Here is a 25,833-nt window from a genome sequence, read left to right as displayed (position 1 = left end):
CTTTTTGACGCTCATCTCATTATACATATATAATCATAGTATAAAAAATTTTGTAACACAGAAATGTCAAATTTCTGTAAGAATTCTGAGGTCACTCGTGGATATTAATTATTTTAATCGTTATACAAATCAAATGGAAGTGGAGAAAGTTTACGGGGATACTGCTATTAATTTCCTCTATGGAAATCCACTTGGAAAGCTAATCTCTGGTGCAATTACTTCATCAATTGTCTCGTGTATGTATGGCGAAATTCAAAATATGAACTTTACTAAGAATAAGGTTCCAAAATTTGTAAAAGATTATCAAATAAATATGGATGATTTCCTTCCAACTGAAGGACGTTCAAAAGATGACCCTTATGGCAGCTTCAATGAATTTTTTATTCGTAGGTTTAAAGAAGGAAAGAGGCCATTCTTAGATGAAGCTGATTCGATGTCTGCGTTTGCTGAAGCAAGATACTTTGGATATGAATCAATTAATAACCAAGTTAAGATACCGGTTAAGGGCAAATTTTTAAATTCAACGGAGTTATTACAGAATTCTAAGTGGGAAAGTGTTTTCGAAGATGGACCACTTCTTCTCGCTCGATTATGTCCTGTTGATTATCACCGTTTTCACTATCCTCTAGATGGTGAAGTGATTGATTACTACAAGATTGGTGGTGGATATCATTCAGTAAACCCACTTGCTCTACGTAAGAAAAATGATATTTTTTCTACAAATATCCGTGAAGTAACAGTTATGCAAACTAAAGAATTTGGCAAAATTGCTTACGTTGAAGTTGGTGCAACGATGGTTGGCCGTATTGTACAATCAGGTGATTTAACAACATTTAAAAGAGGCGATGAGAAAGGTTATTTCTTATTCGGTGGCTCTACTGTCATTGTTATTGGTGAGAAAGGTAAGTGGTCACCAACATCAGATATCCTAAATAATACAAAGAACGGAATTGAAACTTATATTCATTTAGCAGATAAAGTTGCACAAACTGGAAAGTGATCTGATGGGTAAATCCCCTCAGAGCTTTCTTTATGAAGGTGAATTTCTTCGCACTTTAAAGTATCTTTTGAGTGAAGAATCCAGTCAATTCGAGAACCATCTTCACGAAATCCTTTGAAGCTATGATGACTCTCACACTCTTCATGACCCAGGTCTAGCCATGGATCAGTAAGATTGAGGTCACTTTCATCTAGTACTTTCCTAACTTTTTCAAAAGGTGACTCATTAAAGTCTCCAGTTAAAATAATAGGATAGTCAGCTCTTACTTTTTCAATTTCACTAATTAGGACTTTAATTTGTTCCTTTCGTGTATCAGATTCAAGGTGATCTAAATGAGCATTCACAAAGAAGTAGTGTTTTCCATTTTCCTTGGCCTTAAGAATCGCCCATGTACAAAGTCTTGGAAATGCACTTCCAAATGATTTCGATGCAGCAATATAAGGTGTTTCAGAAAGCCAAATGTCTCCTGAATTTATTAATTCAAAGATATCTGGTCGATAATAAAGAGAAGGATACATTCTATCTTCAATCCACTCACGATTTGAATCAATGATCTCAAGTCCATCTAAGAGCTCTTGGAAATCTCTTAATTGGGGCTCCCAGCCTTCTTGGGTTCCAATAACATCTGGTCGATAGGCATTCAGTGCGTTTGCAAGGATAACACGTCTCCCATCCCATGAATGAACTCCATCGGCAGGGTTGTTAAATCGAATATTTGAAGAAATTACAGTGAAATTAAACATATTCCATTAATGAAAACATATTTTTCATCAATAGAAAAATAGAAAACTCCGCAATCGACACAAGTAGTTAAAAACTGACTTTTTTATTAAAAATGGGCCAGTTAAGGAGGTCTTATGGTTCAACAAGAGCAATTAATTAAAGAAATTAAAAAACGTTATCCAAAGCATACATACAAGCAGTTGGGAGAGATGTTTCAGATGCAAACGACACGTCTATTTAGATTAATGAATGGCGCAGAAATGAGAACTAGTGAGTATTTTAAGATAAAGGAAAAGCTAGAGATTAATTCTTCGGAACTCAGTTCATTAATTCAATTCTTAGAAAAGCATTCATTCAGCTTAAGTCGTAACGACTGTAATGAAATTGTGAGTAACTTAGAAGAAAAGTTTTTTATTAGAAAGTTAACAGGGTTATAGGGAGAGAATATGTCACGTTTGTTAATGGTAGAAAGAGCAATTTTAGAAGTTTGTGGTAAGTCTCAAAAAACAATATTTCAAATCTCTAATGAAACAGGAATGAGTTTATCTTTAGTGGGGAGCTTGTGTGTTCGCTTAAATAAGAAGGGCATACTAAAGAGGCAAGATAGTACATATTCGCTTAATAAAGATGCCCAAGGTTTAATGATTGCAAATGCAGTAGAGAATGTCAGAAAAGAAGTAAATGAAGTGGCCAGTTCAATTGTAGAAAATTATTTTAGTCAGAAAGAAAATCGATCATTAAAACTTCAAAAAGTTTATGTAAACAAAACAGAAGAGCTTATTCTTAATTCAATGCTTGATCAGTTAAATAGTTTTGTTGAGGAGCTTCAGCGTAATTACAAAAAAAGTTCAAATAATATTGTGAAAAAACAAAAGGTTTTACTTTGGGGACATGGTAATTATTCAGACATAATTAATAGCTCTTTAAACTTAGCGAAGTAATATTAATAATGTCTAAAATTAGCCAACGTAGCCAAAATCATTAAGCATTTTGGCCACAAGTTCTTTTAATTGATATTTTAAAATCTTATTTTCAGGAGACAGTGTAGAACATTCGATATAGCCAATCATTGTTTTAAAATCTGTCTCTCTTTCATTTTCCTTTAGCCATGAATCAAATGTGAGGATGGCCTCAATCCAAGCACGAACAGAGTATTGAGTTTTATCAATAAGACTAAATAAGAGTTCACCATTTTCTTTCTGACTTGGTGAAGATTTCAGATGCTTTTGTAGGTAACTAAAGATTATTTTTATCTCATCTTCAGAATGTATATTCTCTAACAGAAGATTAAGCCTTTCATCAGAAAGGAAGGCCACTGGATATTGTGCTCTGAGTCTTCTAAAATACTTTTCAATCATAGTGCCTAACATGGTGTGCAAACGAGTTATTTTGTTCTAAACTAGCAAAGTTAATTATATCTAATTTAGCAAGGGTTTTTCATGTTTGAAACTATTAAAAATATATGGCCACTAATCCATCGCCATCGCGCCAGAGTTATCGGAAGTATGATCTTCGGTATTGGTATGGCCTTAATTAAGGGTGGTCAAATGGCGCTAATTAATCCTCTTTTCACAAAGGGGCTTTCGCCAGAATCAACACTTGAGGAGATTCTTGGAATTGTAGGATTAGCTTGTTTACTTGCACTTATTAATTTACCTGTTCGCTTCTTTCATTTCTATTGGATGCAATTTGCAATGAACGATGCTGTATGTGAAATCAGAACAAAGATTTATTCAAAGATTCAAGATATTCCAATTTCATTTTATACGACGACTAAGCAAGGTGACGTTATTTCAACAATCTTAAATGATACGATGATTTACTCGCAGGGGATAAGTGGTCTTCTTACATTATTAAGAGAGCCGATCACATTATTTGTTTTATTAGGATATGCCTTCTATCTTGATTGGCAACTAACACTTGTTACATTTGCACTTCTTCCTATTATGCTTTTAATTTTCGGTTTCTTTGGAAAGAGAGTAAAGGCACACCAATCAGATGTTCAATCGAGACTTTCTGATATGACTCATGTCATTGGCGAAGGTGTTGGTGGACAAAAAATTATCAAGGCTTTTAATCTTCAAGATTATACGAGGGATTTCTTTAAAGGATATCAGAATAGCTTTTTTGAATTTCAAATGAAATCAGAAGTAATGAGACAAATTTCACACCCTTTAGTTGAATTTATGACAACTCTAATCCTTTCTTCAGTTATCGTTTTTGCTCAGGTGAAGATTACTGGAAATGCAATGACAACAGGTGAGTTCATTACTTTTATTGCAATTATGGCAATGATCCAAGATCCGATTAGAAAGACAAATGAAGCAAATTTAAAAATTAGCCAGGCGCAAGCTGCGGAAAAGCGTATTTTTAAATTTTTAAAAGTTGAAAATGAAAAAGATGACGGTAAAAATGAGCACTCTGAATTAAGTGATAAAATTTCTTTTGCAAATTTAGACTTCTCTTACGGTGATCATCAGGTCATTAATAATTTGAGCTTTGATATAAATAAAGGTGAAAAGGTTGCTTTAGTTGGGCTTTCAGGCTCTGGTAAGTCGACTCTTATTAATGTTCTTCTTGGACTTTATCCTGTTAAAAAAGGAAGTTATAAAATCGATGGTATTGATTCAAGTGATTTCAAATTAAAATCACTACGCCATTATTTCGGCTTAGTTTCGCAAGATATCTTCCTGTTTAATACAACGATAAGAGAAAATTTAACTCTAGGTAAGGAAGTCAATGAAGCTCAAATTCAAGAAGCATTAAAAGTGGCCCATGCGATAGAGTATATTAAAGAGCTTCCAGAAGGGCTAGAAACTGTTATCGGTGATCGTGGGGTAAGACTATCTGGTGGACAAGCACAACGTTTAACAATCGCTCGTGCTTATCTTCAGGATAATGATGTCTTCTTATTTGATGAAGCGACTTCTGCTCTTGATAATGAATCAGAGAAAGTAGTTCAACAGTCGTTAAATGAGCTTGCAAAAAATAAGACAGTTATTGCTGTTGCACACAGGCTTTCAACTATTCAAAACTATGACAAAATCATTGTATTAAAAGATGGAAGAATGATTGAGCAAGGCCGTCATGATGAACTAATGAACCTTGATGGCGAATATAAAAAGTTATATGAACTGAGTATGAAGTCTTAACTTCATACTCAGTAGGTATTGATTAGAATGGTAGTCGTTTTCCGGCCCTAAATGGATAAATCCATTCTGGTTCTTCTTCATTTAAATGTTGTCCATTTAAAACAATCTTATACTTTTCAACAAAGTCCTTTGTGAACCTTTCAATTGAATAGTTTTCGATTACATGATTTCTAATAAAGTCTCGATCGAATTCTTCTGCACCATTTTTAAAGTATTGAATAATCTCTTCATGGCTATAAAAAGTTCTTCCAGTTCCTTTTACGATTAGATCAGGAAGTGAACCGAAGCTAGAACCAAATACAGGTATACCTTGAGTCATTGCTTCAATAATAGCAATTCCAAAAGGCTCATGCCATCTAACTGGAAATAGTAAGGCGTCGCATTTTTGCATGATCGACAACTTATTATCACCCCCAACCATACCATGGTTGTGGATAAGAGGATGAATTCCAAGTATTGAGTTTCCACCACAGATGTGTAGATGCTTATTTGTTTTTAGAGCTATTTTTAAGGATTGCTTTAAATTTTTTACTCGCCATGATGCTTTTGCAAGAAAGAGAAGGTGTTCTATTTCTGTTATCTTATTACTTGTGTAATTGATAGGGTATTCTCTCATGTCGACAGCGTTATTTACATAAGATGTACTATTATGATTTCTTGCATGTGACTTCGAGCAAAATACCGTATTACGATCATGCTTTTCACCAGGGAAGCCATTCCCTTGGACATTTAATACGTATGGTACATCGATTCTAATTTTCTCCGGAAATGAGACGTGTACAATATCGATATTATCGGGAACAAGTTTTTGCCAATCTTCGCCTTTGTTCCATACAATATGCTTGATTCCGTGCTTTGTTACTTCACTCTCTTTTGGTCCAATAAACGTTACTTGATGTCCTTGTCTAACTAGTTCAAGCATGTGCCAAAAAACGGCCCTTTCAATTCCACCATATTTCTTTACTGGAAGAACTTTATGGTGATGGATACATACATGCATTTCTGCTCCTTATAGTATTGGCCTAAGCCATTTTTTAGTTATTTCTAGGTCCTGAGCTTTTACTTTTGAGTAATGCTCAATTTGGTCCTGGGCAATGTTTAGAATATTAAAATATTTAGCACAAGGGTTAAAGAAGATGTAGCCAGAAACTGAACTAGCAGGATACATGGCAAAGTTCTCTGTTAAGTATGCGCCAGTATTTTCTTGTACATTCATAAAATCCCACAGCTTCGCTTTTTCTGTATGGTCAGGGCATGCTGGGTAGCCAGCTGCTGGTCGAATACCAATATATTTTTCTTTAATAAGTTCATCTAAAGAAAATTCACGCTCTTCTTCGATTCCACACATCTGACGTGCTCTTTCGTGAATTAACTCTGCATATGCTTCAGCAAGACGATCTCCTACGGCCTTAACCATAATTGAAGTATAATCATCACCACTTTCTTCGAAAGTTTTAGCATACTTCTCAACTTGATCTCCCATTGTGACTACAAATGATCCAATATAATCCTGCTTTTCACCCTTTGGTAGGATGTAGTCGGCCAGAGATAGATAAGGGCGATCTTTTTGTGTCTTTTCTTTTTGTTGCCTTAGGAAGTTGAAGGTACCAAATTTATTCATATTTTCATCGAGTAGGATAACATCTTCATCTTTTGAATAAGCTGGCCAAAATCCTAGGACTGCTTTTGGAGAAAAGCGATCGTTCTCAATAATATCGTCTAGGATATTTTGAGCTTCGTTATAGAGTTTTTTGGCTTCTTCTCCATAATCTTTATGCGATAAGATATGAGGGTAGAGACCTTTTAGTTCCCATGTCCAAAAGAAAGGTGACCAGTCGATATACTTTGCAATTTCAGCAACACTAATATCGTCAAACTTCTTAGCGCCAATGAATGGAGGTGTGAATTCGACAAATGTTTGTCTTGGGTCAACTCTTAAGTGATCACGGGCCGCTTCTAATGAAACCGTCGCTTGGCCACTATCTTTCTTATTTTCAAAATATTCTTTTGTTCTTTTTTGTGACTCTTTAAGATCTTTTAAAAAATCATCTCTTAGATTAGTACTTAAAAGGCTATTACAAATTCCAACTGTTTGAGAGGCATCCCCAACGTGAACGACAGGACTTGTACACTCAGGTGCAATTTTTACTGCAGTATGAGTTTTAGAAGTGGTAGCACCGCCTATTAAAACAGGTACTTCAAGACCTTGACGATTGAACTCTGCTACGTTGTGAATCATCTCATCAAGTGAAGGCGTGATAAGGCCACTTAGTCCAATGAATTTGGCTTCGTGTTCTTTGGCAGCTTTAATAATTTCTTCACAGCTAACCATAACCCCAAGATCAACAACGTTATAGCCATTGCAAGCGAGAACAACACCAACAATATTCTTTCCGATATCGTGAACATCACCTTTAACTGTTGCAATAACAAATGTATTCTTTTTACTTTTCCCGTCAGCATCCTTTTCCATAAATGGTTCAAGGTATGCAACAGCCTGTTTCATAACACGTGCACTTTTAACAACCTGTGGAAGAAACATTTTACCTGCACCAAACAGATCACCTACAACTCTCATCCCATCCATTAGAGGGCCTTCGATGACATTTATGGGAGCACCTAGCTCTTGTCTTGCTTGTTCGACATCTTCTTCAATGAATTTACCGATACCTTTTACAAGTGCGTGGGTGATACGCTCTCCAAGATTTCCTTCACGCCAAGTTAAATCGTCTTCTTTTGCCTTTGATTTTACACCTTTAAATTTTTCAGCATATTCGATTAAGTCATCAGTTGCACTTTCAGAACGGTTGAAAAGGACATCTTCAATTTTCTTCATTAGCTCAGGTTCAACGTTCTCGTAAACTTCGAGCATTCCCGCGTTTACAATTCCCATATCTAGCCCTGCTTTAATCGCATGGTAGAGGAATGAGCTATGCATAGCCTCGCGTACAATATTATTTCCACGGAATGAGAAAGATATATTTGAAATACCACCACTAGTTAAAGCGCCTGGACATTTTTCTTTTATTTCTCTTACCGCTTCGATGAAGTTTATCGCGTAGTCATTATGTTCTTCAATTCCTGTCCCAACTGTTAGTACATTTGGGTCAAAGATAATATCTGTGGCCGGGAATCCTACTTCTTCAGTTAGAATTTTAAAGGCGCGTTGGCATATCGAAACTTTTTCTTCTTTAGATGCAGCTTGTCCCTTTTCATCAAATGCCATGACAACAACGGCCGCTCCATATTGAAGGATCTTTTTCGCATGTTCTTTAAAAACTTCTTCACCTTCTTTCAATGAGATTGAGTTAACAATCCCTTTTCCTTGAATGCACTTAAGCCCTTCTTCGATGACCTCCCACTTAGATGAGTCGATCATAATAGGAACCTTACAAATATCTGGCTCAGATGCAATTAGGTTTAAAAATTTAACCATACAAGCTTTAGAGTCGAGGAGACCTTCGTCAAAATTCACATCGATGATATTTGCTCCATTCTCAACCTGCTGTCGGGCAATATCTAAAGCTGCTTCAAAGTTTTCTTCACGAATAAGGCGTGCAAATCTTGGTGAGCCTGTCACGTTTGTACGTTCTCCAACCATGATGAATGGACGCTCTCCTGTATAATCAAGATTTAACGGTTCAAGTCCTGAAAGTCTTTGGGTTTTAGGGAGATCGTGTTTTTCGCGAGGATTGATATCTTTTAGATGATTGTAAATAGCGTTGATATGATCAGGTGTTGTTCCACAACAACCTCCAACAATATTAACGAGCCCCGATGCTGCAAACTCTTCAAGAAGAGCAGCTGTCTCATTTGGCTTTTCATCATAACCTGTATCACTTAACGGATTAGGAAGTCCTGCATTAGGGTAACAAGATATCAAGCAGTCTGAAACTCTTGATAACTCTTCAATATATGGGCGCATCTCTTGTGCTCCAAGTGCACAATTGATACCAACACTAAATGGCCTAGCATGTTCAACTGAGTTCCAAAAAGCTTCAACAGTTTGACCTGATAGAGTTCTTCCTGATGCATCTGTAATAGTTACAGAGAGCATAATTGGAGTATCAAGGTTGTTATCATCTAAATACTTTTTCATTGCAAAAATTGCAGCTTTTAAATTTAGTGTATCAAATGAAGTTTCAGCTAAAAGTAGATCGGCACCGCCGTCAATTAGTCCTTTTGTTTGCTCGTAATAATTATCAACTAACTCATCAAATGTAATACCTCGAAAAGCAGGGTTATTAACATCAGGTGAAATTGAAGCTGTTTTATTTGTTGGCCCTAGAGCTCCAGCAACGTAGCATTTACGCTCCGGATTTTCTTTCATGAATTCAAGACAAGCCGCTTTGGCAATCTTGGCCGCTTCCACATTTAGTTCATATGCAATTTCACTTAAGTGATAATCGTCTTGAGCTATTCTCGTTGCCGAGAAAGTATTTGTTTCAATAATATCTGAACCAGCAGCAAGGTATTTTGTATGAATCTCTTTAATAACTTCTGGTTTAGTAAGATTTAATAAGTCGTTATTTCCTTTCAAGTCTATCTTAGTATCTTGAAAGCGATTTCCTCGAAAATCTTCTTCTGTTAGATGGTATTGTTGGACCATTGTTCCCATAGCACCATCTAGAAAAAGAATTCTATTCTTTAGTGTTGATTCTAATTCACTACGAATATCTTTCATTAATATATACCTTTTAAAACTTCTGAAACATTTGCACTATCATTCATTACATAGAAGTGAACTGAAGGAACATTTGCATTTAGTAATTCTTCCGTTTGTTTTCTTGCCCATTTAATTCCGATTTCTTTAATATGTTCTGAATTTTCTGTCGCTTCATTTACGAACTCATCTGGGAAGTCTACATAGAAGTGCCTCGGTACATTTGAAAGCTGTCCCATGCTCTTAATGACTTTAATTCCTGGAACAATTGGACACGTGATTCCAGCTTCACGACATTTATCAACAAATTCAAAATACTTCGTATTATCAAAGAACATCTGTGTAACGATATAATCAGCACCAGCATCAACTTTCTCTTTTAGGTACTTTATGTCTGTCGCTAGATTTGGAGCCTCAAAGTGTTTTTCTGGATAGCCTGCAACACCAACAGAAAAGTCTAGAGGTAAGCTATTTGAAATATCATCAAGATAGATACCTTTTTTTACGTTATCAATTTGCTCCACAAGGTCTTTTGCATAGAAATTTCTTTGGCGAGAAAGATCGTATTTTTTATTATAGTTAAGGGCGTCTCCACGTAAGGCCAAAACATTATGTATACCGAGGTAGTTAAGTTCGATTAGAGCATCCTCAGTCTCCTCTTTGGTAAAACCTTGAGTTAAAAGGTGAGTAACTGTATCGATTTTAAATCGATTTTGAATAACTCCACAGATCCCAACTGTTCCCGGACGTTTCTTGTAGATCTTTCTCTCAACTGAGCCATCATTTTTTTCGTTATAATATGCTCCTGCTGAGTGTGCTGTTACGTCAATCCATGACGGATTAAATGGCAAGAGCTCCTTAACGATATCCGTTACAGCTGAAATATTTTTTCCTCTTGGTGGAGGTACAATTTCAAAACTAAAAAGTGGGCTCGTCGCCTTGTCGATGTGCTCGATAACTTTCATTCGTGTATTTCCCTATGTGTAAATTAGACACCTTATTTTAATCATTTATGAGCAATAAGAAAAGGCGAGGGCCCCTTTTTCTGGGGCCTTAGGTTAATTCGAATGAATCAGGTAAATGGAATATTTAGATAACTTTAGAGGTTAAATGGGGGGAGCTAGAAAGCATCATGTTTGCTTCTAACTTGAAGGATTTTTAACCTATGGCCGAATATATTTGGACTTTTTTCACAAATGAAATGAGTGATCTATTCCACAATGAAATATATTGCCTAAATTCAGGTGCTTATGAGTTTCACGATGGGCCAAAAACTGTTATCATATTTATTAGAGGATGATTTGATGAATCAGGATCAGATTTACCATTTAGAAAGTGAGTTTATTAGAGTTTCAGTTACGAAGCAGGGAGCTGGGCTATTATCAATATTTGATCTTGAATCATATGTTGAATATCTATGGCAAGGTCATCCAACTCTAAACCCTTGGAAGCCACAAATAATTTTTCCAATTGTAGGAAAACTTAAGGATGATCAGTATTGGTTAGGTCGAAAATACTATCACATGCAAAAGGATGGCTTTCTTAAAGACTTTCAATTCGAAGTCAAAAATCATCGTAAAGATCGAATTACCTTCGTTCATACGAATAGCCCCGATACAGAGCTTATATTTCCATTTCGCTACAGTATTGAAGTTACTTATATGGTTTATGGGCCAAAACTTACAGTCTCTTTTGTTATTAAAAACCTTGATAAAAAAGAAATGTTCTTCTCTTTAGGCTTTGCTCCAACTTTCAATGTTCCTTTAGGACCAGAAGGGCATGATGATTGCTTTATTGAGTTTTCAACTCAAGAAGAGCGTGGAGCGTATTTTCTTGAAAATGATTTAGTTAACTTTCATGATGCGGATAATAAAAAAGTTGTTCAAGATTGTCGTGTTTTCTTCACTCAAGAAAATTTTAGAGGTGGAGAAATGGTATTTAAGGATATTAAGTCAAAGAGTATCGCTCTTAAGAATATTTTAAATGAGAAGTCGGTTAATATAGATCTAGGGAATATTCCATATTTATCAATTTGGACATATCCAGGTGCGAACTTTGTTAGGATTGCGCCAGCCTTTGGAGTTACTGATGCTCTAGATTCAAATAATGACTTTTATACGAAAGAGGGACTAATCGATTTAGAGCAAGAAAAGACCTTTAAGCACGAGTTCGTCTTTCACATAAGATAGTCATATCCACTAGGACCAATAATGTATCGAAATGAATTAGAAGAAATAAAGAGCAGTATTCATACTAAACTCGACACAATGGTGTGGGGTGATATGTCTATTGAAAGAAAGGCCGATAAGAGTATTGTAACTGAATTTGATATTTTTGTGTCTGATCAAGTGAAAAAGGTTTTTCATGAATCAAATTTTGATTTTAATTTCTTTTCAGAAGAGGACCAAGAGAGCTTTGAGTTTCCTGTCATTGTTCTAGACCCAATTGATGGTACTCGAGAATTTGCCAAGGGGTACGGTGAATGTGCTGTATCTTTAGCTATTTTATATTCTGCTGATATTCACGATGATCGAAACTTTGGTTGGATTTATAATCCTTTTACTGGATTTGAGATTACAAGTGATGTGAAATATCCACTTGGAAGTCGCCATGCTCATGCTGAGGCGGTAAATATTATGATCTCCCGTTCAGAGTGGGAGAAGGGTGCTAATAAATTAGATTTTAAGCATAACTTCAGGATAACTCCACTAGGTTCAATTGCATTTAAATTAGGTCTTCTCGCAGCAGGTGCAGCAGAATGTGTAATCTCATTTCGAGATAAGAATATTTGGGATATTGCTGCTGGAGTAATTATTTGTCACTCTAGAGGAATCTACTCAGATGAGATTGATGATCTTTCAACAAAGAAGTTAAAAGGACCATTCATCTTCTGTCGAGATGAGTTAAAAGAAGCTGTTCATAAAGAAGTGAATCGTTTAAAAAATTCTTAGTTAAATAACTCTTCAAAATCTTTCATTGTGAGTTTTCCGCTGAATAGTTCTTCATCATCTTCAGGAAGAAGTTCTTTGAATAGCTCACGTTTGATATCTTGTAATTTTAAGACTTTCTCTTCAACTGAACCTTTAATAATAGGTCTAAATACGTTTAGAGTATTTTTCTGACCAATACGATAAGCTCTGTCGATTGCTTGAGATTCAACAGCTGGGTTCCACCAAGGATCCATAATGAAGACATAGCTTGCTGCTGTTAAGTTAAGACCAACACCCCCGGCCTTTAGAGAAATAAGGAAAAGCTTTGTTTTCCCACTTTGGAATTCATCTACTGCTGCTTGTCTCTTCTTAACATTCAGAGAACCATCAATTCGAGAATACTTCCAACATTGGCCATCAAAAGCAGAACCAATGATATCAAGATAAGTCGTAAATTGTGAGAAGACGATAACTTGGTGACCTTCTTCAACGATTTGTTCTAAACTTTCAATTAGGTAGTCAACTTTTGTTGAAGTAAGACTTCTAATATCCTTTGTCGTTTTATTGCTATGATTTTGCCACAGACAACTTTGACGTAATTCAAGAAGCCCTTTGAGAATTTCTCCATACTTCTTGTTCTTAGGAGCATTATTAATATTATCTTTAATTGATTGTAATTTGTTTTTGTAAAACTCGTCTTCGCCTTCATCAAAACTAAGGAGAACATTATTCTCTATTTTAGGAGGAAGGTCTGTGAGAACTTGATTCTTCGTACGCCTAAGGATAAATGGGGCGGCAGTTTTTCTCGCGTATACTCTTGATTTAGGAGTAGAGCTAGATCTTAAGAATCTTAGATCTCCCCAGATACCAGGTATACTAAGATCAATAATATTAAAGAATTCAGCAAGATCGTTTTCAACAGGTGTACCCGTTAGGCAGATTCTAAAGTCTGCATTGATTTTTCTTGCAGATGACGCTCCAAGTGAGCGCATATTTTTAAGGTGCTGAACTTCATCCAGAACGAGTACATCATAATGTGATTCTTCAAATTCAGCTTCAAGTTCTCTTTTTAAGATTCCATATGAAGTTAGGATTACTTTCGCTTTGCTATCTTCAGGTAATTCTCTGTCTGCACCGTGGAAGATATGAACATCGATATCCGAGAATTTTTTAAATTCATTTTCCCAGTTAAGTAGTAGGGAAACTGGACAAACAATTAAAACTTTATCGATCTTATCGTAGATACTCTCAATAAAGGCGATTGTTTGAATTGTCTTACCAAGACCCATGTCATCTGCAAGACAGGCCCCAAGCTTATTTTCATGTAGAAATTTAAGCCAATTGTAACCAGTCTTTTGGTATGCCCTAAGAGTTGAACCTAGATGTTCAGAGATAGGGTAGTCTGGAATACCTTCTAGATTTTGAAGTCTTTCACAAAGCGCAATTTCTTCTTCTGTAAGCGCGCCCTCTAGACCAATTTTCTTAAGTTCAAATAATTCAAAAATTCTGGCACGAGAAAAAGGTAAGATGAATTTTTTAAATTTTCCATCTTGTATCTCTTCTTTTGCTTCAAATTTTGTATATTTTTGTACAAATTTTAAAAGATCTTTTTGCTCATTGTTTAGTAAGATGACACCATCTTTAGTAATGGCAATACTATTGTCCAAATCGACGTTCTTGAGGACTTCTTGGTCGACGTCATTTATTTCTAGTTCTAAATCAAACCAACCTGAGCGCCCAATTTGCTTTCTTTCAAAGCGTATTCGCGAGTTCCAGTTTTTGATTTCATTATTATTATAGAAAATTTCAACACCGTAAGGTTTTGTTACCGTAAATAACTTAGAAAGACCTTGGGTAATTTGTGACATTGATACCTGAAAGATAACTTCGTTAGTATCTCTGTAAAGGTAAGAGTAGCGGAAAAAGTGATCTCCAAACTCTGTTACCATAACTTTAAATAAAAGGCGTTGAAGCTTATTATCATATTTATAAAGCTTATGATTTTCGTGATCAAAGCTCAGCGTATAGTCTTTACTAACAACTTCTGAAATAAGGCGAATCCACGAAGACTTTTTCGATTTTCCTGATAGTGACTTTTTATAACTATCAACACCTGTTTCAAAGTAGTGTTGAACTTCTCTTAGGAAGTGATAGGCTTCAATCTTCTTTCTAAAAAGATCAAGATAGCCACCTTCAAAAGTGAGAGAGGCCATAAATTGTGGAGGCCTAGTCCTCTTATCTTCCTTATTGAAAAATTCAATTGAGAAGTTGTTGTAACCCTTTCTTTGAGAGTTGTTTATATAAATTCTTAAGTCAGGAGACTCAATACTTGAAATATCAAATTGGTTTCCTTCAACTTCAAATGCGATATATTTTTCTAGCCTTTCTGAATAAGCCAGATTTAAGGCATCATCGATTTTATATGATGTTAAGTTTGATCTTAGAGTCGAAAAGAACTCTTTTAGTTCACTTGGTAGCGAATATAAATGACCAGTATCCCAATTAAATAAATATATACTTTCAAAAATACTAATATTTCGATGAGTTTTTCCCTCATCATCGAGTAAGGCAAAACGAATACTCGATTTTAAGTCATCCTGAAAATCTACACGTTGCTCTTTATTTGGAGCAATATTGAAAACAAGTTTCCCCGATAGATTTTCAGGGATAGGGAATTCAATAGTTTTCTTAGATGTTAAAGAATAGTTTAGTGTAGAGTATGTCGGGCCATGAGGTGCATTTTCTAGCTCGTGTGGTCCACTAAGAATTGTTCCATACTCAAGAGGGTAAACACCATATCCTCCAATTGGTGGAAGGTGAGTACTTGTATCTGACTGATCGTTTGTTGTCGCAATATAGTACATAAAGAGCGCAGCTGTATGGTGACAGTGCTTTTCTTTTGTCCACTCTAAACAGTCACATGAAGTTGAGAGTGGAGACTCGTCAGTTCCCTCAAGTCTTTTCTTGTAAACAACTTTAGACTCATAAGGACGGTCTTCTTTGATAATACCTGTTGTAATTAGGTAACCATCAAGACTTCCTTTCTTAAATGAAAGAGAGACCTTCCCAAGGCTGAGAACTTTTCTGGCCTTTGAAATTGCCAGAGTTGAAAAATATTTTTTTGCTAGGTCGAGTCCAGGTTCTTGTGTCATATATTACTTTTATGTCTAAAAGCCTTATTATAACGCAAAATTAAGGAATGTAATAGTTTTAGTTAGCTCAAGTAATAAGGCCCCTTAATAGGGGCCTGAATTACTTAGTTATTTTCGATATATGACTTAAGAAGTTTTGCTCGAGAAGGATGTCTTAGCTTGCGAAGTGCTTTTGCTTCGATCTGTCTAATACGTTCACGAGTTACGAAGAAGTCTTGTCCAACCTCTTCTAGAGTGTGGTCAGATTTCTCACCAATACCAAATCTCATTCTTAGAACTTTTTCTTCTCTTGGAGTAAGAGTTGAAAGTACTGAACGAGTTTGCTCAGATAATGTAATGCTCATTACAGCATCTGCAGGTGAAATAATTTTCTTATCTTCAATGAAGTCTCCTAGAGAAGAATCTTCTTCCTCACCAATTGGTGTTTCAAGAGAGATTGGCTCTTTAGAGATCTTTTGAACTTTCTTAACCTTATCAACAGGCATTTCCATCTTCTCAGCAATTTCTTCTGGAGTTGGCTCACGCCCAAGTTCTTGGATAAGTTGTCTTTGAGTTCTAACCATCTTGTTGATTGTTTCAATCATGTGAACTGGGATACGGATTGTTCTTGCTTGGTCAGCAATGGCACGAGTAATGGCCTGACGAATCCACCAAGTTGCATAAGTTGAGAACTTATAACCACGACGGTACTCAAATTTATCAACAGCTTTCATAAGACCGATGTTACCTTCCTGAATTAGATCAAGGAATTGTAGACCACGGTTTGTATATTTCTTAGCAATAGAAACAACAAGTCTTAAGTTTGCTTCAACTAGTTGAGCCTTCGCGCGGTCAGCTCTTTCTTCACCATTAGTGATAATCTTGTAAACAGTCTCGATATCGTCAAAGCTCATTCCAGCTTCTTGTGATAGTCTTCTTAGTTTTCTTAGAATATCTTCTTGGTTACGAACTAGTTGCTCTACCTTTGCATCAGTTGTGTAAAGCTCTTTAGCGAATGCACGTTTGAATGCATCGTCTTCCATAATCTTTTCATGAAGATCACGGTAAGCTTCAATTGTTTCGACTTCTAGGAATTTAAAGATACGATCTTGTTGCTCGTAAAGATCTTTAAATTGTAGGTAGTACTTCTTAACTGGTTCAACGAAGCTATTGATGATCTTTCTGTTGAAAGTAAGATCCGCAAGCTCTGTTGCAATAGAGTCCATTTTTGTTTTTTCAGTTTTTGAAAATTTATCAAGAGTTCCATCATCTTCGTTTAGTGAAGAGTCATAGATTTCTTTAAGCTCATCACATACATTGATGATTGTTTTCTTAACTTTATCAATGTCTTTTTGTGTTGATTCATCATCAAGACCACGTACAAGCTCTCTTACGAACTCAGTTGGGTTTTCTAGTTCAGTGATACGATCTTTTAGGTTAATGATTTCTGCAATCGCGTGAGACGATTTAAGTGAAGAAAGAATAATTTCTCTTTCACCTTCTTCGATTTCTTTTGCAATTACAACTTCGCCTTCTCTTGTAAGAAGGGCAACAGAACCCATTCTCTTTAAATATAATTTTACAGGATCAGTTGAGGCACTTCTAAGTTCAGCTCTCTCTTCTTTTGAAAGCGTCTCTTCAATAATTTCTGTACCGTCAAGCTTGATTCCTTCATCTTCCTCTTCAACTTCATGATCAGTTACTTCAATCTCTGATTCGCTGATAGCTAGCATAATGAGGTCAAGTTCTTCAGGAGCAATTAAACTTGCTGGAATAGCATCGTTAATTTCTTCTGGAGTTAGAGAGTCTTGATCCTTACCGCGAGCGATAAGTTTTTCGAAACCCTTTGATTTTAAAAATTGTGCAGCACTTGACATGTTTGGTTTCTCCAGTCTTTTACTTTTTTAAAGCGTGAAGCTTTCTTCGGATTTTAAAAATCTTTTCATTCAACTTAGTTTCTTCTTCTTGAGTTGTAATATTACTTCTCTCAGAATCTAAGCGACCAATTTCTTCTTCTAGACTAACTCTTTCAAGTTTTGTTTTAAGGTCTTTAATAATTTTAAACGCTCCCTCTTTTTCTAGTTTGATTCCTTTGTATTTCTTTATGCCCTCATCGATTATTTCATGTAGGCCGAATTTGGAAGAACTCGAAAGCGCAAAGTTTTTAAATTCCCTCTCATCTATTTCAAAGATTAAATTTTTCAGATTTAAAATATATTCTTTTACCCTATCTGAGTGCATAAAATCAAGCAGATCGGTCATTTCATCATACTCAAGACAATCCGGATGTTCAACGATAGCAAGCAGTAAAGTCTTCTCCGTTTTTGAGATTGGAGCTTCAACTTCATCCATTATTGGCATCACACTTGCATCACTTTCGATGAAACTTGCCATATAGTCTTCGTCAAACTCAGCTGGAACCATTTCCATTGGTGGATTCTCTTCAATGGCCGGCTTAAAGGCTGGAGATTTCTCATTTTTTAAGAAATCTTCATAATTCTCGATAATACTGTCTTTACTTGATTCAAGATTAAGTTTTTTTGCCCAACTAACAAGTCTTTCGATAGCGTTCAGGTCTTTACCTAGTGGAGATACAAGATCAAATGCCTGTTTTAGAAGAGCTAGCTTTTCATCCAGAATTTCAATCTTACGATCTGGTAGTAATTTTGAAAATTCATAGTCAATAAATGGAACAGCGTTATCAATTCTGTCTTGATAGGCAATGATACCTTCCTTTTCAAGGAAGTCGTCCGGATCTTTATGGGGATTTAGATCGACAAACTTAGGGATAATACCTGTTTCAAGAAATTGGCGATTGGCCCTCTGTGAAGCCTTAAAACCAGCTTCATCATTATCAAGCGAAAGATAAATATTCTTTGTCATGGACTTAAGCGTACGAAGAGAGTTGTCGCCAAGGGCCGTCCCCATGATTGCGACACTATTTTCAAAACCCTTCTTGTAGTTTGCAATTTGGTCCATATTTCCTTCAACTATAATCACGCTATCGCGCTTTCTAATGAATGATTTTGCAAGATGGAGGCCATAGAGAAGGTTTCTCTTGTTAAAGATGAACGACTCTATAGAATTCATGTACTTAGCGTGTTGATATTCATGAATTCGTCGGCTAGTGAAGCCGATAACTTTACCGTAATGGTCCCAAATCGGAAACATTATGCGTTCACGAAAAGTATCATAATGGGACTTGTTGTCGGCATTATATTTAACGATACCAATTTTCAGGGCCGTCTGTAGAATCTCTCCACGGTCTTTGGCCGGAAGGGAACATATATAGTCGTAGATGCTATTTTTTTTAGGAGCAAATCCTAGTTGATAGAGATCTGCAATTTCATTGCTTAAATGACGATTCTTTAAAAAGTCTAAATACTGTTCAGGTTTGAGGTTTCGCCCTGACTGAAAGTAGATAGTTGATGCAACTTTAAGAATTTTTTCAGCATAAATGAACTCTTTCGACTTTTCTTTAGTATTTGTATAAGAGTCGAAATCGATACCAAACTTATCGCAGATATCTTTCATGGCCTCGATGAATTCGAGGTTTTGAAGATTCATAACGAAGTCGAAGTGACTGTGACCTGCTCCACATGAGAAGCATTTATAGATCTTCTTGTCGTTAACAACAGACATCGAAGGATTTGTGTCGTCGTGAAATGGACAGACCCCATAAAGGTTGTTGCCCTTGCGAACTAAGTGCACACCATAGCGCTCGATTAAATCAGAAATCGGGATCTCATTGACGATCTTTTCGCGCAGTCTTTGTAATGACATGTGTGTGCTAACCTAGCTTATTAATTTGCTTTTTTGGATTTTAGAACAAAAGCCTTAATATTTACACCTTGCTCGATAAATATTTTCTCAAACTTTGTTTTAAATTGGCAAAGTAGGTGATCTGGAGCGTCGTTCCATAGATCTTTTGTCTCGAGTTCAAGCTCAAATAGGTCCTGTTTCTCGATAACTTCCTTCATCCACTCCGCATAACCATCGTGATCAGTCTTCACAAAGAAATATCCACCTGGCTTAATAACTTTGTATGCTCTCTCAAGGAAAGGAAGCTGAAATAGCCTCTTCTTGTGATGACGCGCCTTTGGCCATGGATCAGGGAAGAAGTAGAATACTTTATCTAATTCATTCTCTGCAAAAAGGTGTTCGATTCTTTCACCTTTAGCTCTTAAGTATTTAAAATTACGATATGGAAGTGACTTTAACTTCTTAGCTAAGGCGTAGCTTCTCTTAAAACGATAATCTAAACCAACAAAGTTTTGGTCTCTATAAGCATCACAGTATTGAAGCATAAAGTGGCCGTATCCAGTTCCGATCTCAAGGCATAACTCGCCATCTTGCGTGAACACTTCTTTGTTCCAATTACCACGGTGAACTTCAGCTTCTTCATCTCTTAGAACAAATTCACTAAATTCCTCTAACTTATCATGGTAAGGGTTGCGGTGCTTGTACTGAAAGTCCTTAGCAAATGACTTGTCTTGGTCTTGTTTGTACGCAAATGGATCGTTTGTCGCTTCTTGAGCGTCTGATTTTACTGGCAACTTATACTCCTAAATGATTATTGCACCTAGTTATCAAATTGAAGGCGCTCAGGCAAGGCTTTAAAACCTTTCTACAAGGTTTTGAAGAGGTATTCATAAATAAATATTAGGGATAATTAAGTATTAATTAACTCAAAAGCTATGGAAACTGTAGTATGAAGTTTATTTTGCAACTATTTCTAATTTTTCATCTCTCTCAAGTGGCCCATGCCTTCGATGCAATGAGCAGAGGGCCAGCTTCTATTGATCCTACTCCCACATACAAGGAGCATGAAGTTAGTATTATTCAAGGACATTATCGACATCAGTATTTTCGCTATTTTCTAGAGGAGATATTAACACTTTCTCGAAGTGACTTCGGTGATTTTAAAGTTAAGAGCCTTGAGTGCGGAAATGAGAAAGAATGTGTGGAGTCGGGAGCTTATAAGAAAGGTGATATTATTTATTCTCCTTCTGAAAATTGGGATTTAGCAGATTTTAAAAAAATAGAGGCCCCGATCTTATCTGGCTTGATGGGACTTCGCTTGCCGGTTTATGAGTATAAAGATCGCATGAAATTTGAAGCGATAAAATCCCCTGAAGAGTATAAGAAAAAGCGTGTATCATTTAATAAGAATTGGCGCGATTATAAAATATTAGAAAAATCTAAGTTTAAACTAATTGCAGTTGAGACATTTGATGACATCTACGGTGCACTAACTGATAGTCGAGCAGACTATACTCTTAGGGGAGTTTCTGAAGCATTTATTGAAGTGCTCAATCAAAAAGAGAACCTTCTCATCGATACAAAAAACTTTATCTATTATCGTTATCCAGTTTATCTCTATGTGAGAAAAACTAATAAGAGACTCTATCGAGCTTTGATTTTAGGAATGAAAAAAATGGAAAGCCAATCCTATAATAACTTTACTAGAAGTTTTGTCGGACAAAACCTTGTCTTGGACGAAAGAGAGAGTTGTAAGATCTATAATGTGAATACAGAAGTCGTCCAGGTTTTAAAGCAATGTGAGCTAAAGGGTCTAATTGAAGCTGTTGCCAACTTCAATCGAAATTAACCTTTTAACATTTGCTCAATAAGACGAGCTGCTTTCTTTGCTTCTTGTGGATTTTCTAAACGCTTTTGAATGAGCTTTTGAAGTTGTTCAACTTCTTGCTTCATCTTCTTATTGCCTTGAGGGGCAGTAGGTGCTGAGTTTTCACGTGAGTCAGCACCCTTAAATAAGTGAGTATATTTTTTAACACCCATGAGAATTCCTAAGCAACTGCTTCAGCTGCACCTTTTTTCATTGTAGAAACTCTTTTCATGTGTTCCTCAATTACTTCATATAACTCTAGTTTTGTTGTATATGGATCCATACCATCAGGCATTGTCGAATAAATTACTTCGTTGTTGATTTCTGCAAAGATAAACCAGTTGTTACCTAGTTTTTGAAAAAGAACTTCTGTACCTTTGTGTTGAATTGTCATAAATCATCCTCCTGAAATAGTTTTTGCAATCCTTGCTAAAACAATGACACTAACTTTATCGTCGCTTTAATTTTTTCTTTTAAAAAAAAGTGAGTACTATTTATGAACGGAATTTTTTGCCGATGGTCTCTAGAGAAATGCCAAAAGGCTAGTAACGATAGGTGAATCCGACATTGTAACCAAATGTTCCTTCAAGGTCTGTCGAGATTTTATTATCTGGCCATAATTGAGAATTTGTAAATTGACCATCTGACTCAAGTGTTGATGGAAGTCGAATGTCGATAACAGGGCCATGATAAAGATAAAATGTGGAAGAATCGAAGATTCTTTTATGGGATAAATTTATTGAAAGTCTTGCATTAAAAAATAAGCCACTAAATAGTTTCTCTTCTGTAATTCCATTTGTTTCATCATCTTGATTAACAAATCGTCTTTGGTAATTGAGTCCAACTTGTAGCATTGATTCGATTTCAAAATACTGTCTCTTGTGAAACGTATATGAAACAACTGGCCCAAACGAGTAGTGAATATTACTCTCTGTTGTGAAGATATCGCCATTAAGTCGATACTCCGCTTGCCCTGTCGTAACACCTCCGAAAAAGCCGTAGTAGAGGCGGTTCCCATCATCAAATGTTGCTGGGCTTAGATACTTCACATTTAAGCTTCCTTCAAAACCTGTACTTTCTTGCTGAACTTCAGAGTTGTAGGCATAACGAGAAGAGACACCTTTTTTAAAGATGAGATCAAATTGGGCGCGATGAAGAGGGCGCCCCTTTAATGGATATTCATCAGGAAGAGGTTCTGCAATAACATAATCAGTTGGATCATTTTTAACATAAATAGTGTTGCCGAGATCTTCTGATTCATTATTTAAAATCAGCTTAATAAAGTCCTTTCTAATATAGGCTTTTCTTCCATCTCTCGTAAGAGTTACGTAGTAGTCCTCTTCGTTCAAGTAGTTTGGATGCAAGTAAACTTTGGTACCTTTTCTCAATTTCATTAGGATGTGGCCATCTTCATTTGGCTTGCTGACAACAGGGGCTTCATGGACGCGAATGATTCCATTTGTTGCAAAGACAGAAGTTGTCAAAAGTATAATGAAGACTAGCTTTTTGATCATATTGAAACCTCAAATTCCTTGCCAATATTAAAGCTAATAGCTGTCGCAGAATTATCATTAGTAAGGTTTGCAGCTGGTAAAACGACACTTGAATCAAATGCATAATTTTGCATTTTAAGGTCTAAGCTTACAAAGTATTTTGCATAATTGTAATTTACATTGATACCAAATGAATCGATTGTGTAATCTACTTTAGAATTATCAATTGTTGCTGAAGTGTAGAGTGATCGTTGGGCACTAAGGCCGGCGGCAATAAACGACTTTTCATTTATGTGATAACGATATTCTGTGCGTAGTCCTATTGAAAAAGATGTGAGTTGGACTTCTTGGCCACTATTTTGTGCTAGGTATTCAGCAATAAGAAAGACAGGGATATTTGTAAACGTTTCAACTCCAGCTTCTAAAGCAAGAGTGGTGCTTGATAGTGAAATATTATCAAGAAAGAAGTTCGGTGTTGAGCTCCCTAATCCTGCTCTTATCTGTGTATAAGTATGTATTTGCTTCTTATCGTATTCGATTGCTTTGAATTTATCTTGTTTAAAAGGAGTAAATTTCTCATTGTTGAAAGTTAAAATTGTTTCTAAATGATCTAGGTTCGTACTTAAGGTAACGTACTTCACATTATCTTCATTTCCATCACTTGGAAGGATAAAGAAATAGCGTGAACCCGGTGATACTTCTTTAGTTCTAATGATTGTATTCTCTTTTATGCGATAGTAACTTTTTCCATCAAGTGACTCAATTAATGAATTTGCCAAAATAACACTTCGAAAAGTCTTCGCCTTTAAATTATTCTTTATGTATTTAAAGCGTGGTTTCGCCTTTGTTTTAACAGCTTCCTCTTTTAGATTAATTCTTCGTAAGTCTTCAAACAGCTTGTCAGAAGAGCTTTGGGCCACACATGTTTGTTGAATAAGCAGACAAGTGATGATGAATTTAATTAGTCGAGACATTCAAGGGCCTTTTGAAATGCAATGAAGTTACTTTCGTACTTAAAATCCTTCTTTGTTATTTGATCAAATGAAACCCATTTGTAGCCTTGATGTTCTTGTGGGGAAATGATGACTTCTTTCTGATTGGTTTTTGCAAGAAAGCAATACTCCGTCACATCCTTGTTCCAGCGATCATGAAATTCAAATTTTTGATCTAGTTGAATTATTTCTGCAGCACTAATTGAAGTCTCTTCAAGTAGCTCACGTTTGGCAGCTGTAAAAATATCTTCTTCAGGCTCAACAGATCCTGTTACATTTTGCCAACCAAAGCCACGATCTTCCTTCATCTCAAGTAGAAGAATGGCCTTTAAATCATTGTGCACAGTGATAATCTGAACCTTTTTATGACGCGTATTCATAGGTTTATTATAGCAAAAAAATTTAATTTCAATGCCTTGGGCAAATTTGGAGGTTAATTTCTTTAATTTGTCTTACATTCCGTTCATTTTGCGGCGCAAATTTTTGTCGATTCCCGTGGTTTTTGGTAGATTATTGCGATGGATTTAATGCGAATTATCAATACATTGACTTTGGCCCTGCCGGGCTTTCTATTAGCGATCTCTTTTCACGAGTTTGGACATGGTTGGATGGCCAAGAGATATGGTGATGATACGGCCGAAAGAATTGGGCGCTTAACTTTAAATCCTATTCCACATGTGGACTTAGTTGGAACAGTAATTTTCCCAATGGTAGGAATTATGCTTGGCGGAGTTCCATTCGGTTGGGCCAAGCCAGTACCTGTGGATGTTCGTCGATTTAAAAATATGAAATCAGGGATCTTCTGGGTAAGCTTTGCAGGCCCTGGAGCGAACTTAATACTTATGGTTTTATCTGCGCTATTCTTTGGAATGGTTTACGCTTATGTTCCAGCGACATTCTCATTAAAGACGCAATTTATGGATATGCTTCAGTACTCGGTATTTATTAATATCTTGCTGGCGGTCTTTAACTTAATTCCATTTCCTCCACTTGATGGATCGAAAATGGTTGCAGCTTACTTGGATTACAACTCAGCACGAAAATATGAAGAACTTCAAAGATTTAGTTTTATTTTTATTCTAATTCTTTGGTTTACACCTATCTTTGGTTACATGATCAGACCGGTTATGCAGCTAGGGATGGTATTAATGAATACTTTTGCAGGTATTCTCTCTTAATTAAGTTAATTGAGGGATTTGAGGGAATTAACACATGTTAGACACAACGATTAAGGTTAAAACGGATACATTTGATGGTCCACTTTCACTGCTTTTGCTTCTTATTCAAAAAGAGCAAATGTCGATTAAAGAGCTAGACCTTACTAGAATTACTAAGCAGTACTTAGATTATCTAGCAAATATGAAAGAGCTTAACTTTGATATTGCAGGAGATTACTTATTCTTAGCTGCGACGTTAGTCCTTCTTAAATCAAAGAATGCAGTTACTGAAGAGGAGCAGGCTAAGCTTCAAAGTCAGCTTGGTTCGGAGAGCTCGTTAAATATCACTTCTCATGCGGAGCTTGTTCGTCGTCTTGAAGAGCTTGCCCTTTACCAAAAGATGGGTCAAAAGCTTCTTGATCTTCCTCAAACGGGAAAAGATATTTTCGTAAAACCAAAGGTAAATCGTAAGGAGATTGTTAACTCAATTCTTACTCCAATGGAGCTTGAGAAGCTAACTGATACGATGATTGATTTCATTTTCCGTCAAAATCGTAAGTATACAGTTATTAAGCGTGACCGTTTATCGATTAAAGAAAAATTAGAATTCTTAAAGACATATCTACAAGTGGGACAAAAAACAAATCTAGATGAACTACTTGAAAATGATAGCAATAGCCGAATGGCAACGACGACTGGTGAAGATACTGCAAAAATGTCTGCAGACGGTAAGAACACAATTGATAACGTTGTAATTACATTCATCTCACTATTAGAACTTGCTAGACTTAAGCGCGTACAGGTTTTCCAAAATGAAAGCTTTGGGCAAGTTTACGTTGATGTTGTGAAGACTCTTGATGACTTCGATGTTACTCAAGCCGATGGGTTTGATGATGAGAATGAGTCAAAAGATAAGATTGAAACACAAGAATTAGAAAATATGGAACAAGTAGCGCAATAAGC

General features: G+C 36.0%; 24 protein-coding genes and 2 pseudogenes. 10 read left to right on the top strand and 16 right to left on the bottom strand.

Features of this window, described 5'->3' with window-relative positions; all coding sequences use genetic code 11:
* Window positions 1-97: 97 nt before the first annotated feature.
* Complete coding sequence (locus tag ACMAYX_RS10135; RefSeq protein WP_412471682.1) at window positions 98-1,000, top strand: phosphatidylserine decarboxylase; 903 nt, start codon at window positions 98-100, stop codon at window positions 998-1,000.
* Here the strand turns inward: ACMAYX_RS10135 and ACMAYX_RS10130 are convergent.
* Window positions 964-1,743 carry an endonuclease/exonuclease/phosphatase family protein gene (locus tag ACMAYX_RS10130; RefSeq protein WP_412470395.1) on the bottom strand — a complete coding sequence of 260 codons (780 nt, stop codon included), beginning with the start codon at window positions 1,741-1,743 and terminating at the stop codon, window positions 964-966. The genes ACMAYX_RS10135 and ACMAYX_RS10130 overlap by 37 nt on opposite strands.
* 114 nt (window positions 1,744-1,857) lie before the next feature.
* Here ACMAYX_RS10130 and ACMAYX_RS10125 point away from each other — a divergent pair, with 114 nt between their 5' ends.
* Entirely contained in the window at window positions 1,858-2,160 is a 303-nt protein-coding gene (locus ACMAYX_RS10125) for a hypothetical protein (RefSeq protein ID WP_103217648.1), read from the top strand.
* A 9-nt stretch (window positions 2,161-2,169) separates the two neighbouring features.
* The gene (locus ACMAYX_RS10120; RefSeq protein WP_103217649.1) at window positions 2,170-2,664 is read left to right on the top strand and encodes a hypothetical protein; all 495 of its coding nucleotides are present in this window, start codon (window positions 2,170-2,172) and stop codon (window positions 2,662-2,664) included.
* An 18-nt stretch (window positions 2,665-2,682) separates the two neighbouring features.
* Here the strand turns inward: ACMAYX_RS10120 and ACMAYX_RS10115 are convergent, their stop codons facing one another.
* Entirely contained in the window at window positions 2,683-3,081 is a 399-nt protein-coding gene (locus ACMAYX_RS10115; RefSeq protein WP_103217650.1) for a hypothetical protein, read from the bottom strand.
* Between the two features lie 81 nt (window positions 3,082-3,162).
* On the opposite strand from ACMAYX_RS10115, the gene ACMAYX_RS10110 reads away from it, so the two are divergent.
* Window positions 3,163-4,875, top strand: a complete 1,713-nt coding sequence (locus ACMAYX_RS10110) for an ABC transporter ATP-binding protein (RefSeq protein ID WP_103217651.1) — start codon at window positions 3,163-3,165, stop codon at window positions 4,873-4,875.
* A gap of 22 nt (window positions 4,876-4,897) precedes the next feature.
* Here ACMAYX_RS10110 and ACMAYX_RS10105 read toward each other — a convergent pair whose 3' ends face one another.
* From ACMAYX_RS10105 to ACMAYX_RS10095, 3 genes are read right to left on the bottom strand one after another with little or no spacing between them, the layout of a single operon-like run.
* Entirely contained in the window at window positions 4,898-5,875 is a 978-nt protein-coding gene (locus tag ACMAYX_RS10105; protein WP_103217652.1) for a glycosyltransferase, read from the bottom strand.
* Between the two features lie 9 nt (window positions 5,876-5,884).
* Window positions 5,885-9,559, bottom strand: coding sequence for a methionine synthase (gene metH, locus ACMAYX_RS10100; protein WP_412471683.1), 3,675 nt, complete (start codon window positions 9,557-9,559; stop codon window positions 5,885-5,887).
* Entirely contained in the window at window positions 9,559-10,503 is a 945-nt protein-coding gene (locus ACMAYX_RS10095; protein WP_103217654.1) for a methylenetetrahydrofolate reductase, read from the bottom strand. The genes metH and ACMAYX_RS10095 overlap by 1 nt, the downstream gene beginning before the upstream one ends.
* A 200-nt stretch (window positions 10,504-10,703) precedes the next feature.
* Here ACMAYX_RS10095 and ACMAYX_RS10090 point away from each other — a divergent pair, with 200 nt between their 5' ends.
* From ACMAYX_RS10090 to ACMAYX_RS10080, 3 genes are read left to right on the top strand one after another with little or no spacing between them, the layout of a single operon-like run.
* Window positions 10,704-10,838, top strand: a complete 135-nt coding sequence (locus ACMAYX_RS10090; protein ID WP_255407613.1) for a hypothetical protein — start codon at window positions 10,704-10,706, stop codon at window positions 10,836-10,838.
* Window positions 10,839-10,842: 4 nt separating this feature from the next.
* The gene (locus ACMAYX_RS10085) at window positions 10,843-11,727 is read left to right on the top strand and encodes a hypothetical protein (protein WP_412470393.1); all 885 of its coding nucleotides are present in this window, start codon (window positions 10,843-10,845) and stop codon (window positions 11,725-11,727) included.
* A gap of 21 nt (window positions 11,728-11,748) precedes the next feature.
* Window positions 11,749-12,489, top strand: coding sequence for an inositol monophosphatase family protein (locus ACMAYX_RS10080; RefSeq protein WP_103217656.1), 741 nt, complete (start codon window positions 11,749-11,751; stop codon window positions 12,487-12,489).
* Here the strand turns inward: ACMAYX_RS10080 and ACMAYX_RS10075 are convergent.
* From ACMAYX_RS10075 to trmB, 6 genes and pseudogenes are all read right to left on the bottom strand, one after another.
* A complete protein-coding gene (locus ACMAYX_RS10075) occupies window positions 12,486-15,620 on the bottom strand; it encodes a DEAD/DEAH box helicase (RefSeq protein WP_412471312.1) in 3,135 nt (1,044 codons plus the stop codon). The two genes, ACMAYX_RS10080 and ACMAYX_RS10075, sit on opposite strands and share 4 nt — an antisense overlap.
* A gap of 104 nt (window positions 15,621-15,724) precedes the next feature.
* A complete protein-coding gene (gene rpoD, locus ACMAYX_RS10070; protein WP_412471325.1) occupies window positions 15,725-17,023 on the bottom strand; it encodes an RNA polymerase sigma factor RpoD in 1,299 nt (432 codons plus the stop codon).
* A 62-nt stretch (window positions 17,024-17,085) separates the two neighbouring features.
* Window positions 17,086-17,194 (bottom strand): annotated as a pseudogene (locus tag ACMAYX_RS10065) (sigma-70 factor domain-containing protein); the annotation flags it as partial.
* Between the two features lie 75 nt (window positions 17,195-17,269).
* Window positions 17,270-17,476 (bottom strand): annotated as a pseudogene (locus tag ACMAYX_RS10060) (RNA polymerase sigma factor region1.1 domain-containing protein); the annotation flags it as partial.
* 19 nt (window positions 17,477-17,495) lie between these two features.
* Window positions 17,496-19,382 (bottom strand): DNA primase, encoded by a 1,887-nt coding sequence (dnaG, locus tag ACMAYX_RS10055; protein ID WP_103217659.1) that lies wholly within the window; start codon window positions 19,380-19,382, stop codon window positions 17,496-17,498.
* A 20-nt stretch (window positions 19,383-19,402) separates the two neighbouring features.
* Window positions 19,403-20,155 (bottom strand): tRNA (guanosine(46)-N7)-methyltransferase TrmB, encoded by a 753-nt coding sequence (trmB, locus tag ACMAYX_RS10050; protein ID WP_103217660.1) that lies wholly within the window; start codon window positions 20,153-20,155, stop codon window positions 19,403-19,405.
* 155 nt (window positions 20,156-20,310) lie between these two features.
* On the opposite strand from trmB, the gene ACMAYX_RS10045 reads away from it, so the two are divergent.
* Window positions 20,311-21,210 (top strand): hypothetical protein, encoded by a 900-nt coding sequence (locus ACMAYX_RS10045; RefSeq protein WP_412470390.1) that lies wholly within the window; start codon window positions 20,311-20,313, stop codon window positions 21,208-21,210.
* Here the strand turns inward: ACMAYX_RS10045 and ACMAYX_RS10040 are convergent.
* The 5 genes from ACMAYX_RS10040 to ACMAYX_RS10020 form a co-directional block, all read right to left on the bottom strand.
* Window positions 21,207-21,401, bottom strand: coding sequence for a hypothetical protein (locus ACMAYX_RS10040; RefSeq protein ID WP_103217662.1), 195 nt, complete (start codon window positions 21,399-21,401; stop codon window positions 21,207-21,209). The two genes, ACMAYX_RS10045 and ACMAYX_RS10040, sit on opposite strands and share 4 nt — an antisense overlap.
* 8 nt (window positions 21,402-21,409) lie before the next feature.
* The gene (locus ACMAYX_RS10035; protein ID WP_412471311.1) at window positions 21,410-21,622 is read right to left on the bottom strand and encodes a hypothetical protein; all 213 of its coding nucleotides are present in this window, start codon (window positions 21,620-21,622) and stop codon (window positions 21,410-21,412) included.
* A gap of 148 nt (window positions 21,623-21,770) precedes the next feature.
* Window positions 21,771-22,742, bottom strand: coding sequence for a hypothetical protein (locus ACMAYX_RS10030; protein ID WP_103217664.1), 972 nt, complete (start codon window positions 22,740-22,742; stop codon window positions 21,771-21,773).
* Window positions 22,739-23,695, bottom strand: a complete 957-nt coding sequence (locus tag ACMAYX_RS10025; protein ID WP_412470389.1) for a hypothetical protein — start codon at window positions 23,693-23,695, stop codon at window positions 22,739-22,741. Before ACMAYX_RS10025 ends, ACMAYX_RS10030 begins: the two co-directional genes overlap by 4 nt.
* Window positions 23,683-24,093 carry an NUDIX domain-containing protein gene (locus ACMAYX_RS10020; protein ID WP_412471684.1) on the bottom strand — a complete coding sequence of 137 codons (411 nt, stop codon included), beginning with the start codon at window positions 24,091-24,093 and terminating at the stop codon, window positions 23,683-23,685. Before ACMAYX_RS10020 ends, ACMAYX_RS10025 begins: the two co-directional genes overlap by 13 nt.
* Before the next feature lie 138 nt (window positions 24,094-24,231).
* Between ACMAYX_RS10020 and ACMAYX_RS10015 the strand changes: the two genes are divergently transcribed.
* Window positions 24,232-24,891: a site-2 protease family protein gene (locus tag ACMAYX_RS10015; RefSeq protein ID WP_103217667.1), complete on the top strand. Its 660-nt coding sequence runs from the start codon at window positions 24,232-24,234 to the stop codon at window positions 24,889-24,891.
* A 34-nt stretch (window positions 24,892-24,925) separates the two neighbouring features.
* The gene (locus tag ACMAYX_RS10010; protein WP_103217668.1) at window positions 24,926-25,831 is read left to right on the top strand and encodes a segregation and condensation protein A; all 906 of its coding nucleotides are present in this window, start codon (window positions 24,926-24,928) and stop codon (window positions 25,829-25,831) included.
* The last annotated feature ends 2 nt before the right edge of the window (window positions 25,832-25,833 follow it).

It is taken from the genome of Halobacteriovorax sp. RT-2-3, from assembly GCF_047085075.1.
Lineage (GTDB): Bacteria > Bdellovibrionota > Bacteriovoracia > Bacteriovoracales > Bacteriovoracaceae > Halobacteriovorax_A.
This window is presented reverse-complemented; position numbering and strand designations above follow the sequence as displayed.